Source organism: Streptomyces sp. NPDC029292, assembly GCF_055569295.1.
Genome location: NZ_JBVHXR010000006.1, coordinates 76630 through 90355, shown reverse-complemented (window position 1 = coordinate 90355; position 13726 = coordinate 76630). Strand labels below are relative to the sequence as shown.

Here is a 13726-nt window from a genome sequence, read left to right as displayed (position 1 = left end):
CCTCTGCGCCTCGCGGGGCGGCAAGGTCCCGGGTGTTCCGCCGTCAGGACGGGGCCGACCGGCCCTCGCGGCGGACTGACCCTGGGGCGATGCTGAAGGGGGTGACGAAGGGAGCCCCATGTCCGAGCGCCCAGACGCGGTCGCCGGGGAACGCCGACGCGGGCTCGTGCGGCGGCTGGCTCCCGGTCTTGCTGTACTGGCCGGCTACCGTCGCTCGTGGGTCCGCGGTGACCTGCTGGCCGGAGTGACCGTCGCGGCGTATCTCGTTCCGCAGGTGATGGCCTATGCGGGCCTCGCGGGACTGCCGCCGGTCGCCGGGCTGTGGGCGATCATCCCCGCCCTGCTGCTGTACACGCTGCTGGGCTCGTCGCGGCTGCTGTCCGTCGGGCCCGAGTCCACCACGGCACTGATGACGGCCACCGTGGTGGGGCCGCTTGCCGCGGGTGACCCGGACGAGTACGCCGCGCTCGCCGCCGGCCTTGCCGTCGTGGTCGGATTGATGTGCCTGGTCGCGTGGGCAGCGCGGCTGGGCTTCCTCGCCGACCTCCTGTCGCGGCCGATCCTGGTCGGCTACATGACGGGCGTGGCGCTCATCATGATCGTCGACCAGCTGCCCAAACTCACCGGTGTCAGGACCTCGGGGTCCGAGTTCTTTCCTCAACTGCTCTTCTTCGTAAGGAATCTGGGAGAAGTCCATCCCGCCACGGTGATCTTCTCCGTGGCGGCCATCGCATTCCTCTTCGCGGTTCCGCGGTTCTTCCGTAATGTTCCGGGTCCGCTGCTGGCCGTGGTGCTCGGCACCGCGGCCGTCTCGGCCTTCGGACTGGAGGACCGCGGAATCGCCGTCATCGGCGCGGTACCGGCCGGACTGCCAAGACCTGGCCTGCCGGCAGCGGGTGACCTGCCGCAACTGGTGCTGCCGGCGCTCGGCGTGCTCCTCGTCGGATACACCGATGTCATCCTCACCGCGCGTGCCTTCGCGCCGCGGGGCGATGAACTCGACCCCAACCAGGAGCTGTTGGCCATGGGTGCGGCGAACCTGGGAGCGGGCGCACTGCACGGCCTCCCCGTCAGCAGTAGCGCCAGTCGCACTGCCCTCGCGCACTCGGCCGGCGGCCGTACCCAGGCGTACTCACTCGTCGCCTGCGCCGCGGTCCTCGCCGTATTGCTCTTTCTCAGCCCGCTCCTCGCGCACACCCCGACGACCGTTCTGGGCGCCCTGGTCGTCTATGCCGCCGTCCGCATGATGGATCTGGCCGGGTTCCGGCGACTGGCCGCCTTCCGGCGCCGGGAGCTGCTGCTGGCCCTGGGCTGCCTGGCCGGAGTGCTCGCCCTGGACATCCTGTACGGCGTGCTCGTGGCGGTCGGCCTCTCGGTCGCGGAGCTGCTCACCCGAGTGGCCCGCCCGCACGACGCGATCGAGGGCTTGGTGCCGGGCCTGGCCGGCATGCACGACGTGGACGACTATCCGCAGGCCAACACGGTCCCCGGCCTGCTCGTCTACCGCTACGACTCGCCCCTGTTCTTCGCCAACGCCGAGGACTTCAAACGGCGGGCGCTGGCGGCGGTCGACCAACACGAAGGTCCTGTCGACTGGTTCGTCCTCAACACGGAGGCCATCGTCGAGGTGGACATCACCGCGCTGGACGCCGTCGACGCCCTGCGCCAGGAATTTGAGCAGCGCCACATCGTCTTCGTGCTCGCCCGCGTCAAGCAGGACCTGCTCGACGATCTGGACGCCTTCGGACTGACCCGGACCATCGGCGCCGACCGGATCTTCCCGACTCTGCCCACGGCCATGGCCGCCTACCTGGAGTGGCATCGACGCGGAGGCTCTCACGGGACGAGGCAGAAATAGTTCTCCCCCTGTGTACGGCCGGCACGCGCAGCGCGGCGTGCGGGTCGTACACAAGCGCGCGCGGGTCGTCGAGTCGTGTTCCGGGCGTGGTGGGCCGGTACCTCCGTCGCAGGGCCACGAGCGAAGCCTGGACGGCAAGCCCAACAGGCCCTGCAGAGAGGGCCGTTCAGCCCCACCGCCACGGACCTTCGGCATCCGGCACGGACCACCCCGCGCCCCCAGAGTGAGCGTTGTCGGACACCGGTCCGGCGACCTCCGATTCCCGAAGGGATCACCGCCATGGCCGTGCACGAGCACCCTCACCGGAGCCCGGGGTTCCACCTGCCCTCCTGGCGTGGGCACCGGACCGCGTCCACCTCTGAGTCCGCCGTGTCGGCGAGCACCGACACACACACCCTGCGGGCCTACTCCTTCGCGTCGCTCCGTCTGCTGACGGGATTCGTCTTCCTGTGGGCGTTCCTCGACAAGACCTTCGGCTTCGGCTACGCCACCCCGTCCGGCAAGGGCTGGATCGACGGGGTCTCGCCCACCAAGGGCTTCCTCAGCGGCGTCGCCGCCGGACCGATGGCGTCCACCTTCCACGACTGGGCCGGAGCGGGCTGGGCCGACTGGCTGTTCATGGCCGGTCTGCTCGGTATCGGGCTCGCCCTGATCGGCGGGATTGCCCTGCGGCCGGCCGCTGTCGCGGGCACCGCGATGATGGCGCTGATGTGGATCGCCGAGTGGCCGCCGGCCAAGCACCTGTCCGACGGCTCGGCCAGCATGTCCACCAACCCGTTCGCGGACTACCACCTCATCTACGCCGTCGTCCTCATCGCCCTGGCGCTGGCTTCGGCAGGCGACACCCTGGGCGTCGGCAAGCTCTGGGCCAAGCTGCCGTTCGTTCGCGGCAACGGCTGGCTGCGCTGACCATGGAAGGGAGGGCGGCACCCGGACAGGGTCCCGTCCTCCCGCACCGGCCGCGGGTCCATAGGGCCGATCGGCACCTTTCGGGGACCTGCGGCCCCTGCACCACGAACCCCCACGACACGACGCTGGAATCGGATAGCCCGATTCAGGAGGTGGAGACGATGCCCCGCACCGTCACCGTAGGTTTCGACGGCTTGCCCGAGAGCCGGGCCGCCGCCGAATGGGCGGCCCGTGAGGCGAAGCTCCGCGGACTGCCGCTGAAGGTGGTCCACGTCCGGGAGCCGGCACCGGAGCCCATCGCTCAGGCCCCGCTCCTCGGAGCCGAGACGCACCAGCACTGGAGCGAGCGAAGCGAGATGGGGGCACCCCCGGCCGAAGGCTGGGGGAGGATCCCCCGCGAAGCGGCCGACGGCATCCGGACGCGGCACCCAGGGGTCGACGTAGTCATGGAGCAACTCTCGGGGCGGCCCGCAGAGGTGCTGCCCAGTGCCGCGAAGGACGCCGAGCTGCTGGTTCTCGGCTCCCGCGGAATGAGCGGAGTGGGCGGTTACATGGTCGGCTCCGTCGGCCTGGCCGTCGTGGCGCACGCCGAGCGCCCCGTCGTTCTCGTACGGGCCGGAGAACAGGCCGCCGACGAGCACACGACGGACCCAGCCGGCATCCCTTCGGCCTCGGCCCCCTTCCGGCCCGTCGTGCTGGGTCTCGACGCCGTGGACCCGGACGACACCGTGATCGGCTTCGCCTTCGAGGCGGCTCTCCTGCGTGGCACCTCTCTGCGTGTCGTCCACGGCTGGAACGAGCCGCCCTACATCGCGTACGGCATGCCCCCGGACCTCGCAATGAACGCCCAGATCGCCGCAGAGGAATCCGCCGCGGTGAGCGAGGTACTGCGGCCGTGGCGGCAGAAGTTCCCCGCGGTGGACGTCGCCGAGGACTCGCTGTCCGGCAAGGCGGCCAACCACCTGGTGGACGCCTCGCGCGAGGCCTGCCTGGTCGTCGTGGGCCGCCGCATCCGCCGTTCGCCGCTGGGCGCGCACATCGGGCCCGTCACGCACGCCGTACTGCACCACGCCACCGCCCCCGTCGCCGTCGTCCCGCACGACTGACCCTCGCAAGGAGCAGAGCGCATGAAAGCAGCGGTCGTACGAGCCTTCGGCGAGCCCCTGGTCATCGAGGAGCGCCCCGATCCCGAGCCCGGTCCGGGCCAGGTCCGCATCCGGGTGGAGGCCTCAGGGCTGTGCCACACCGACATCCACGCCGCCCACGGCGACTGGCCCGTGAAGCCGAGCCCACCGTTCGTCCCTGGCCACGAGGGCGTCGGCCTGGTCGAGGCACTCGGAGACGGCGTCACCCACCTCGCGGTTGGGCAGCGCGTCGCCGTGCCTTGGCTGGGCAAGGCCTGCGGACGGTGCGAGCACTGCCTCTCCGGCTGGGAGACGCTGTGCGAGCAGCAGATCAACACCGGATACGGCTGCGACGGCGGGTACGCCGAGAAGATGCTTGCCTGGGCCGATTTCGCTCAGCCGGTGCCCGACGCGATTTCCCCGCTCGACGCCGCCCCGCTCACCTGCGCGGGTGTCACGACGTACAAGGCACTCAAGGTCGCTGACGTCCGGCCCACCCAGCTGGTCGCCATCTCGGGTGTGGGAGGGCTGGGCCATCTGGCGGTCCAGTACGCGAAGATCGCCGGCGCCACCGTGGCGGCGATCGACGTGACCGACGAGAAACTCGAACTCGCCGCCGAGCTCGGTGCCGACCTCGTCATCGACGCCCGGAAGCACGACCCCGGTGAGGTGCTCAAGCGGTACGGCGGTGCGCATGCCGCCCTCGCGCTCGCGGTGAACGAGGCCGCGTTCTCCGCGGTGTACTCCGGTCTGCGGCGCGGCGGGAAGCTGGTTATGGTCGCCCTGCCGGCGCACGGGACGATCCAGGTCCCGATCTTCGACACGGTGCTGGGCGGCACCTCCGTGATCGGGTCCATCGTCGGCACGCGGCAGGACCTGGCCGAGGTGTTCCATCTGCACGCGGCGGGCCGGACCAGGGTCATCCGGGAGACCCGGCCCCTCGCCTCCGTCAACGAGTCCATCGACGAGGTCCTGCGCGGTCAGATCAAGGCCCGGATCGTCTTCGACTTCGGTGAAGGGCCGTGAGGGCCGTGGAGCTGCCCCTGGTCGTGGGTGTCGACGGCTCCGAGCCCAGCCTGCGTGCCGTCGACTGGGCGGCGGACGAGGCCGCGCTGCGCGGGGTGCCACTGCGGCTGGTGTACGCCTCGTTGTGGGAGCGCTACGAAGGCGCCTCGCTCGCCGAGGGGCTGGACAGGCCCTCGGAGCAGGTGATGGCCGAAGACATCGTCGACGCCGCCGCGCGACGCGCTCATCGCCGGGACCCCGATGTGAAGGTCTCCGCCGACGTCCTGCCCGACGACGTGGTGAGCGTGCTGCTGGACGAGGGGCGAAAGGCCACCGCGCTGGTTGTCGGGTCGCGTGGCCGCAGCGGCATCGCCGAGCTGTTGCTCGGTTCGGTCAGTCTCGCGGTGGCTGCCCGCGCCGACTGCCCGGTGATCGTGCTGCGTGGCAGCCACGACAACCAGGCCAAGGCCGGGAAACACCAGCGCATCGTCCTCGGAGTCGGGGACGAGCCGCACGGGTCGGCGGCCATGCGTTTCGCCTTCCAGGAGTCGGAGGCCCGCAAAGTAGGCCTGCAAGCGGTCCGGGCCTGGCGCTGCCCCGCGCACGAGACGACCGACCACCCCCTGCTCGCGGGAGAACCTGCCCGTTTGCACGAGCAGCGGGCGGTGGAGATCCTGGAGTCGGCGCTGAGCGAAGCCGCAGCGGATCATCCGTCCGTGGAGCTGCGCCGGGGGACCGTCGAGGGTCCCGCACACAGGGTGCTGCTGGACGCCTCGGCCGACGCCGATCTGCTCGTCGTCGGCGCCCGGCGGCGCCACGGGCACTTCGGACTCCAGCTCGGCCGGGTCGCCCACGCGGTCCTGCACCACTCCGCCTGTCCGGTCGCCGTCGTACCTCAACGAGTATGAGCGGCTCAGAGGTTCGCCGTGTGGTCGGGGACGTACGTCTGCAGGTCACGAGGCGGGCGGACGTAGCCGGTCGACGGTGGCCGCGGCGGCAGTTCCAGGACCGGCGGGGCCACCTCGTAGTAAGGAACGGAGTCGAGCAGGTGGGCCATCATGTTCAGCCGGGCCCGGCGCTTGTCGTCGCTCTCGACGACGAACCACGGCGCTTCCGAGATGTCGGTGTGCACCAGCATCGCGTCCTTGGCCTGGGAGTACGCCTCCCAGCGGGTGATCGACTCCAGGTCCATCGGGGAGAGCTTCCAGCGCCGCGTCGGGTCCTTCAGCCGGCGCCGGAACCGCTTTTGCTGCTCCGCGTCGCTCACCGAGAACCAGTACTTGCGCAGCAGGATCCCCTCCTCCACCAGCATCCGCTCGAAGATCGGACACTGGCGAAGGAACAGCTGGTACTCCTCCTTCGTGCAGAAGCCCATCACGTGCTCGACACCGGCGCGGTTGTACCAGCTCCGGTCGAACAGCGTGATCTCCCCGGCCGCCGGCAGCTGCTCGACGTACCGCTGGAAGTACCACTGGGTGCGCTCGCGCTCCGTCGGCTTGGGCAGCGCGACGGTCCGCGCGACCCGCGGGTTGAGGTGTTCCGCGACCCGCTTGATCGTGCCGCCCTTGCCCGCCGCGTCCCGCCCTTCGAACACCACCACGAGCCGGGCGCCCTCGGTCCGCACCCACTCCTGAAGCTTCACCAGCTCCGTCTGCAGACGGAGCAGCTCCCGCTCGTACGCCGTACGGGGCAACGACGCCGTCTTCTTGCCGGCCATGCCGCCTCCTCCGCTCGATGACGTACTTCAATGACGTGCCTCGATGACTTACGGAGTCACCATGCCCAAGGTCGAACACCAGGACAGCACCGTACTGACCGACGAGGAACTGCGCACCCTGGACGCCCATTGGCGGGCAGCCAACTACCTTGCCGTGGGCCAGATCTACCTGATGGCCAACGCACTCCTGGCCGAGCCCCTGACACCGGCGCACATCAAGCCCCGGCTGCTCGGCCACTGGGGCACCTCGCCCGGCCTCAACCTCGTCCACACCCACCTCAACCGCGTCATCAAGGCCCGCGGTCTCGACGCGCTGTGCGTGTGGGGTCCCGGCCACGGCGGGCCCGCGGTGCTGGCCAACTCCTGGCTGGAGGGCAGCTACTCCGAGACATACCCGGACATCACACGGGATGCGGAGGGCATGGAGAAGCTGTTCCGGCAGTTTTCTTTCCCCGGCGGCGTGCCCAGCCATGTCGCGCCGGAGACACCCGGCTCGATCCACGAGGGCGGGGAACTCGGCTACTCCCTCGCGCACGCGTACGGAGCCGCCTTCGACAACCCGGACCTGCTGGTCGCCTGCGTCATCGGTGACGGCGAGGCGGAGACCGGCCCGCTGGCCGCGTCCTGGCACTCCAACAAGTTCCTCGACCCGGTCCATGACGGCGCCGTGCTGCCGATCCTCCACCTCAACGGCTACAAGATCGCCAACCCGACGGTGCTGTCCCGCATCCCGGAGCCCGAGCTCGACGAGTTGCTGCGGGGATACGGGCACGAGCCGATCCACGTCACCGGCGACGACCCGCAGGAGGTCCACCGCGCCATGGCCGGCGCCTTCGACCAGGCGCTGGACCGCATCGCGTTGATGCAGCGCACGGCCCGCGAGGACGGTGTGTCCGAGCGCGTGCACTGGCCGATGATCGTGCTGCGCACGCCGAAGGGCTGGACGGGACCCGTCGAGGTCGACGGCCTGCCCGTCGAGGGCACCTGGCGCGCCCACCAGGTCCCGCTGGCCGGGGTCCGTGAAAACGCGGATCACCTGCGGCAGTTGGAGACCTGGCTGCGCTCGTACCGTCCTGAGGAGCTCTTCGACGCGCAGGGACGGCCGGTCGCCGATGTCGTCGCATGTGTCCCCGAAGGGGAGCGTCGCCTCGGCGCCACCCCGCACGCCAACGGCGGCCTGCTCCTACGCGATCTGCCGATGCCGTCCCTCGACCGCTTCGCCGTGCCCGTCGACAAGCCGGGCGCCACCCTGCACGAGCCCACCCGGGTGCTCGGCGACCTTCTCGAACAAGTCATGCAGGACACCTGGGCGCGTCGCGACTTCCGTCTCGTCGGCCCCGACGAGACGGCCTCCAACCGGCTGGAAGCCGTCTTCGCCGCCAGCGGCAAGGCCTGGCAGGCGCAGACCCTCCAGGTGGACGAACACCTGGATCGCCATGGCCGGGTGATGGAGATCCTCTCCGAACACCTCTGCCAGGGCTGGCTGGAGGGCTATCTCCTCACCGGCCGGCACGGACTGTTCTCCTGCTACGAGGCCTTCGTGCACATCGTCGACTCGATGGTCAACCAGCACATCAAGTGGCTGAAGACGTCCAGGGAGTTGGCGTGGCGCGCTCCGATCGCCTCCCTCAACTATCTGCTGACCTCGCACGTGTGGCGCCAGGACCACAACGGCTTCTCCCATCAGGACCCCGGCTTCGTCGACCACGTCCTCAACAAGAGCCCCGAGGTCGTGCGGGTCTACCTGCCGCCGGACGCCAACACCCTGCTGTCCGTGGCGGATCACGTACTGCGCAGCCGCGACTACGTGAACGTCGTCGTGGCAGGCAAGCAGCCCTGCTTCGACTGGCTCTCCATGGACCAGGCCCGCGTCCACTGCGCCCGCGGCGCCGGAATCTGGGACTGGGCGGGCTCAGCCAACGGGGACCGCGAACCGGACGTCGTCCTCGCCTGCGCCGGCGACGTCCCCACCCTGGAGATCCTGGCCGCCTCCGACCTGCTCCGCCGCCAACTGCCCGAACTCGCCGTGAGGGTCGTCAATGTCGTCGACATGACCCGACTGCTGCCGCGCGAGGAACACCCGCACGGGATGAGCGACTTCGAGTACGACGGGCTGTTCACCACCGACAAGCCGGTGATCTTCGCGTACCACGGCTACCCCTGGCTGATCCACCGCCTCGCCTACCGGCGCACGGGTCACGCCAACCTGCACGTCCGCGGCTACAAGGAGATGGGCACCACGACCACGCCGTTCGACATGGTCGTCCGTAACGACATGGACCGCTACCGCCTCGTCATGGACGTCATCGACCGCGTTCCCGGCCTCGGCGTCCGCGCCGCCGCAGTACGCCAGCAGATGGCCGATGCCCGCACCCGGCACCACTCCTGGATCCGGGAACACGGCACTGACCTGCCCGAGGTCGCCGACTGGACCTGGAGCGCCTGAAAGCCCTTATGCCATAGAGGAGTTCATCGCCATGACCGTACGCGTCGGCATCAACGGCTTCGGCCGCACCTGTCTGCGCGCGGCACCGAACCGGGCGGAAGCGGGCACCCAGTACGTCGAGCTGGTCGCCGTCAACGACATCGCCCCGCCCGCCACCCTGGCCCACCTTCTGGAGCACGACTCGACGTTCGGGGACATAGGACGCGAGGTCAGCCACGACGACAGCTCGATCACCGTCGACGGCCGGCGCATCGCCGTCACCGCCGAACCGGGCCCGGCGGCCCTCCACTGGGCCGACTACGGCGCCGACATCGTCGTCGAGTCCACCGGCCGCTTCCGTGATCGCGACCCCGCGTCCTGCATCTTCGACCCCGCTCTGACACAAGGGAACGGCACCCTGGTGAAGGTCTTCGGCTGGTACGACAACGAGTGGGGCTACACGAACCGGCTCCTCGACCTCACCGCACTGGTGGCCGACGACTGATGAGTACAGAGCAGAGCGGAACGGCTGCGGTACCCCGCGTACTGCGGGGTACCGCAGCCGTGGTCTTCGACACCGACGGGGTCATCACCGACTCCGCGCGGGTGCACGCCGCCGCGTGGAAAACGGCCTTCGACGCCTTTCCGCGCTTGCGCGGCCTGCGCCCCTTCGACGTCCAGGACGACTACCTGCGGTACGTCGACGGCAAGTCGCGCCTCGACGGGGCAGCGGCCTTTCTCCGCGCCCGGGAACTGCGGCCCACCGACGCAGAGATCCAGGCGGTCGCCGCCCACAAGGAGCGGTTGTTCACGGAGCGGTTGCGGGCCCAGGGAGTCGACGCCTATCCAGGCACGGTCCGGCTGCTACGCGCCCTGGGGGCGGCCGGGATTCCGCTGGCGGCCGCCTCGGCTTCCCGACACGCCGGTGAACTCCTCGACCGCGCGAAAGTACGCGGCCTCTTCGACGTCATGGTGGACGGCGGTGAGGCGGCTCGGCTGGGCCTGCCCGGCAAGCCCGACCCCGCCCTCTTCCTGGAGGCGACCCGCCGCCTCGGCGTCCCCGCCGACCGTGCGGCTGTCGTCGAGGACGCCCTCGCCGGAGTCGAGGCCGGGCGACGCGGAGGCTTCCGGCTCGTCGTGGGCGTGGACCGGGCCGGTACCCCCGAGACGCGGGCCGCGCTGCTGAAACACGGCGCGGACCTGGTCGTCGACGATCTTGCGGAGCTACTCGCACAGGAGGACTGAGGATGCGCGACTGGACCTGGGAATACGAGGGCTACGACCCGGCACAGGAACGGCTGCGCGAATCGCTGTGCACGCTTGGCAACGGCTACTTCGCCACCCGCGGCGCAGCCCCCGAGTGCGTGGCGGACGCCGCCCACTACCCGGGCACGTATGCGGCGGGCTGCTACAACCGGCTCACCTCGGAGGTGGCCGGACGCCGGGTCGAGAACGAGGACATGGTCAACCTTCCCAACTGGCTGCCGCTCCGTCTCCGTACCGCCTCGGGGAACTGGCTCTCGCCCGACACCCACAAGCTCCTCGACCACCACCAGAATCTGGACCTGCGCGCGGGCACCCTGGAACGAACGCTGTGCTACGAGGACGAGGACGGCCGGTGCCTCGCCGTACGTCAGCTGCGGCTGGTCCACATGGCCGACCCCCATCTGGCGCTGCTGCGCACGGAGTTGACGGCGGCGGGCTGGTCGGGGGAGATCGAGGTCGAGTCGGCACTCGACGGGACGGTCGCCAACACCGGAGTGGAGCGCTACCGCTCCCTCGCCTCCCGGCACCTCACGGACGTCCGGACCGGCACCGCGGCGCCGGACACGATCTGGCTGGACTGCCGGACCAGCGCCTCCGACATCAGGATCGGCCTGGCGGCCCGCACCGTGGCTGTCACCGGCGCGGACGCCGTCGAGACCGTCGACGCGCACGAGGGCGCGCGGGCCGCTCAGTTGCTGCGGCTCTCCCTGGCCGACGGCCGGACGGTCACGGTCGACAAGACGGTCGCCCTGCACACCTCCCACGACCCGGCCAGCAAGGACCCGGCGTACGCCGCTCTCGACCGGGTCGGCCGTGCCCCGGACTTCGGGACGCTGCTGGAATCCCATCGCACGGCCTGGCAACAGCTCTGGCGCAACGCCGAGTTGGACGTGCCGAACAGTGCGGGCCCGGTGCTGCGGCTGCACCTGTTCCACCTGCTCCAGACGCTCTCCCCGCACACCGCCGAGCTGGACGTCGGCGTCCCGGCACGCGGTCTGCACGGCGAGGCCTACCGCGGTCACGTCTTCTGGGACGAACTGTTCGTCCTGCCGTACCTCAACCTGCACTTCCCCGAGGTCTCCCGCGCCCTGCTCACCTACCGCCATCGCCGGCTGGAGCAGGCCTGCCGCGCGGCTCGCGACGCCGGACACGCCGGTGCGATGTACCCGTGGCAGAGCGGCAGCGACGGCCGGGAAGAAACACAGCAACTGCATCTCAACCCGCGCTCCGGGCGCTGGCTGCCCGACCACTCACGGCTCCAGCACCACGTCGGCTCGGCGATCGCGTACAACGTGTGGCAGTACTGCGAGGCGAGCGGTGACACGGAGTTCCTGCACACCAAGGGCATCGAGATGCTGGTGCAGATCGCCCGGTTCTGGGCCGGCCTCGCCGCGTACGACGGGGCGCTCGGCCGGTACCGGATCCGCGGCGTCGTCGGCCCCGACGAGTATCACGACGCCTACCCCGGCGCCGAGCGGCCCGGGCTCGACGACAACGCGTATACCAACGTCACCGCCGCCTGGGTGATCGCCCGCACCCTCGACGTCCTGTACGACCTTCCGGAACTGCCGCGCCGGGACCTCTGCGAGCGCATCGGCCTCGACGCGGCCGAACTCGACCGCTGGCAGGACGTCTCCCGCAAGCTGTACGTGCCCTTCCACGCCGGGGTGATCAGCCAGTTCGATGGCTACGGCGCACTGGAGGAGCTGGACTGGGCCGGCTACCGCGCACGGTACGGCGACATCCGGCGGCTCGACCGGATCCTGGAGGCCGAGGGCGACAGCGTCAACCGCTACCAGGCGTCCAAACAGGCGGACGTCCTGATGCTGGGGTACCTCTTCTCGCCCGCCGAACTCGGCGGCCTGTTCCGCAGGCTCGGGCACGAGGTGGACGACGCCATGTGGCGGCGCACCGTCGACCACTACCTGCGCCGCACGAGTCACGGCTCGACGCTGAGCAGCCTGGTGCACGGGTGGGTGCTGGCCCGGGCGCGGCGCGGGGAGGCGTGGACGTTCGTGCACGAGGCGCTGGCCGGGGACATCGCCGATCTGCAGGGCGGCACCACGGGGGAGGGCATCCATCTCGGTGCCATGGCCGGCACTCTCGATCTCGTTCAGCGCTGTCTGACTGGTCTGGAGACCCGGGGCGGCGCGCTGCGGCTCGATCCGGTGCCGCTGCCGGAGCTGTCCGAGTACGGCTTCGCGATCCGCTACCGAGGCCATCTCGGGGTGCAACTTCACCTCACCGCCGACCAGTTGAGGGTTGCCGTGCCCGCGTCCGACGGGGATCCGATCGACATCGCCCTCCCTGATCGGACCGTCTCCGTGGCTCCCGGAGAATCCTGCGCCCTCACCCTGCCGGACCGGTGACCGGGCGGCCCTTGTCAGTCGTCAGTGCGGAACCACAGCCACCGGGCACCTGGTGTGCTCCAGTACGGCGCGTGCCGTGGGACCGAGCGTTCGGCCCGTGCGGCCGACCACCAGGAGCCCCGCCGGGGCCGACGCCTGGACCAGGGCGGCCGACGTGCTCTGGAGGCGGACATCCTCGTAGACGTCCACGTGCGGATACTTCTCCCGCCATGGCTGCAGCGTGTCCGACAGCAGCTGCACTTCCTGGTCCTCCCACGCGCCCCGGTCCTCCTCGGGCAGCGCGAACGGCATCCACCGCTCGGCAGGGGAGGGCAGGTGCCAGGCGTGGACGGCGTGCAGCCGGGCGCCGCGTCGTCGCGCGGTGTCGAAGGCGAAGTCCACGACGGCGCGCACCGCATCGCGGGCGTCGATGCCCAGCGTCACCTGGTCCGCCCGCCGCCCGCCGCTCGCCGTTCGTACGGCCTGGGCTGCGCGGTATCAGCACCACCGGCCGGTCCGAGCGTGCGGCGACCTCGTGGGCCACGGAGCCGACGGCCGGACCCGGGAAGTCTCCCGCGCCACGCAGCCCGAGAACCGTGCAGGAAGCTCGAGAGCCGAGCGAGAGCAGCGTCGGCACCGTGGCTCCGGTGAGGACGACCACCTCGACCCGGAGCCCGGGGTGATCTTCTTCGAGCGACTTGACCAAGGCGGCGGGAGCGGGTTCGCGGCGGTGGGGCCAAGTCGTCAGCAGTTGCTCGTCGGGCAACTGTGAGACGTGTACGACGCGCAGCGGCAGCTCGCGCAGCTCCGCCTCGCCAGCCGCCCAGTGGACCGCGGTCCGGCTGTGGGTGGATCCGTCGAACCCGACGACGATCGACTGCGCCATGGCGATTCATCCTCTGTCCGCAGTGGAGTTCAGGGATTCACAGTCCGTCGAACGCCCACGCGACGCACAGGGGCCGTATGGATCCGAAGTGGGCCTGCCGGCCCCGCGCAGCGTGCTGGGCCGGACTTGGGGCCGACCGGCCCATACGCCGCACCCGATCAGCCCCTGGGAGGTGCCTGCGGACCGCT

Annotated in this window: 11 protein-coding genes and 1 pseudogene; 9 read left to right on the top strand and 3 right to left on the bottom strand. The window is 70.5% G+C overall.

The window, feature by feature from the left end; all coding sequences use genetic code 11:
* The first annotated feature begins 118 nt into the window (after positions 1-118).
* The 5 genes from ACZ4WS_RS15580 to ACZ4WS_RS15560 all read left to right on the top strand — a co-directional run bounded on the left by ACZ4WS_RS15580 (position 119) and on the right by ACZ4WS_RS15560 (position 5804).
* Positions 119-1858 carry a SulP family inorganic anion transporter gene (locus tag ACZ4WS_RS15580; protein WP_467980672.1) on the top strand — a complete coding sequence of 580 codons (1740 nt, stop codon included), beginning with the start codon at positions 119-121 and terminating at the stop codon, positions 1856-1858.
* A 279-nt stretch (positions 1859-2137) separates the two neighbouring features.
* Positions 2138-2767 carry a hypothetical protein gene (locus ACZ4WS_RS15575; protein ID WP_467980670.1) on the top strand — a complete coding sequence of 210 codons (630 nt, stop codon included), beginning with the start codon at positions 2138-2140 and terminating at the stop codon, positions 2765-2767.
* Positions 2768-2928: 161 nt separating this feature from the next.
* Complete coding sequence (locus tag ACZ4WS_RS15570; protein WP_467980669.1) at positions 2929-3873, top strand: universal stress protein; 945 nt, start codon at positions 2929-2931, stop codon at positions 3871-3873.
* Between the two features lie 21 nt (positions 3874-3894).
* A complete protein-coding gene (locus tag ACZ4WS_RS15565) occupies positions 3895-4917 on the top strand; it encodes a zinc-dependent alcohol dehydrogenase (protein ID WP_467980667.1) in 1023 nt (340 codons plus the stop codon).
* Positions 4918-4922: 5 nt separating this feature from the next.
* The gene (locus ACZ4WS_RS15560) at positions 4923-5804 is read left to right on the top strand and encodes a universal stress protein (protein WP_467981086.1); all 882 of its coding nucleotides are present in this window, start codon (positions 4923-4925) and stop codon (positions 5802-5804) included.
* A gap of 5 nt (positions 5805-5809) precedes the next feature.
* Here the strand turns inward: ACZ4WS_RS15560 and ppk2 are convergent, their stop codons facing one another.
* On the bottom strand, positions 5810-6613 hold the full coding sequence (gene ppk2, locus ACZ4WS_RS15555) for a polyphosphate kinase 2 (protein ID WP_467980666.1): 804 nt from the start codon (positions 6611-6613) through the stop codon (positions 5810-5812).
* 61 nt (positions 6614-6674) lie between these two features.
* Between ppk2 and ACZ4WS_RS15550 the strand changes: the two genes are divergently transcribed.
* From ACZ4WS_RS15550 to ACZ4WS_RS15535, 4 genes are read left to right on the top strand one after another with little or no spacing between them, the layout of a single operon-like run.
* A complete protein-coding gene (locus ACZ4WS_RS15550) occupies positions 6675-9059 on the top strand; it encodes a phosphoketolase family protein (RefSeq protein WP_467980664.1) in 2385 nt (794 codons plus the stop codon).
* Between the two features lie 31 nt (positions 9060-9090).
* Positions 9091-9543: a glyceraldehyde 3-phosphate dehydrogenase NAD-binding domain-containing protein gene (locus ACZ4WS_RS15545; protein WP_467980663.1), complete on the top strand. Its 453-nt coding sequence runs from the start codon at positions 9091-9093 to the stop codon at positions 9541-9543.
* On the top strand, positions 9543-10283 hold the full coding sequence (locus ACZ4WS_RS15540; protein ID WP_467980661.1) for an HAD family hydrolase: 741 nt from the start codon (positions 9543-9545) through the stop codon (positions 10281-10283). Before ACZ4WS_RS15545 ends, ACZ4WS_RS15540 begins: the two co-directional genes overlap by 1 nt.
* A 2-nt stretch (positions 10284-10285) precedes the next feature.
* The gene (locus ACZ4WS_RS15535; protein WP_467980659.1) at positions 10286-12673 is read left to right on the top strand and encodes a glycoside hydrolase family 65 protein; all 2388 of its coding nucleotides are present in this window, start codon (positions 10286-10288) and stop codon (positions 12671-12673) included.
* Positions 12674-12694: 21 nt separating this feature from the next.
* Here the strand turns inward: ACZ4WS_RS15535 and ACZ4WS_RS15530 are convergent, their stop codons facing one another.
* Complete coding sequence (locus ACZ4WS_RS15530) at positions 12695-13096, bottom strand: universal stress protein (RefSeq protein ID WP_467980657.1); 402 nt, start codon at positions 13094-13096, stop codon at positions 12695-12697.
* Positions 13097-13157: 61 nt separating this feature from the next.
* Positions 13158-13538: pseudogene (locus ACZ4WS_RS15525) on the bottom strand (universal stress protein); the annotation flags it as partial.
* Between the last annotated feature and the right edge of the window lie 188 nt (positions 13539-13726).

What these genes read in the sequence shown, in the direction of transcription:
- ACZ4WS_RS15580 (WP_467980672.1), top strand. Translation starts at nt 119, where the DNA reads ATGTCCGAGCGCCCAGACGCGGTCGCCGGGGAACGCCGACGCGGGCTC.
- ACZ4WS_RS15575 (WP_467980670.1), top strand. Translation starts at nt 2,138, where the DNA reads ATGGCCGTGCACGAGCACCCTCACCGGAGCCCGGGGTTCCACCTGCCC.
- ACZ4WS_RS15570 (WP_467980669.1), top strand. Translation starts at nt 2,929, where the DNA reads ATGCCCCGCACCGTCACCGTAGGTTTCGACGGCTTGCCCGAGAGCCGG.
- ACZ4WS_RS15565 (WP_467980667.1), top strand. Translation starts at nt 3,895, where the DNA reads ATGAAAGCAGCGGTCGTACGAGCCTTCGGCGAGCCCCTGGTCATCGAG.
- ppk2 (WP_467980666.1), bottom strand. Translation starts at nt 6,613, where the DNA reads ATGGCCGGCAAGAAGACGGCGTCGTTGCCCCGTACGGCGTACGAGCGG.
- ACZ4WS_RS15550 (WP_467980664.1), top strand. Translation starts at nt 6,675, where the DNA reads ATGCCCAAGGTCGAACACCAGGACAGCACCGTACTGACCGACGAGGAA.
- ACZ4WS_RS15545 (WP_467980663.1), top strand. Translation starts at nt 9,091, where the DNA reads ATGACCGTACGCGTCGGCATCAACGGCTTCGGCCGCACCTGTCTGCGC.
- ACZ4WS_RS15540 (WP_467980661.1), top strand. Translation starts at nt 9,543, where the DNA reads ATGAGTACAGAGCAGAGCGGAACGGCTGCGGTACCCCGCGTACTGCGG.
- ACZ4WS_RS15535 (WP_467980659.1), top strand. Translation starts at nt 10,286, where the DNA reads ATGCGCGACTGGACCTGGGAATACGAGGGCTACGACCCGGCACAGGAA.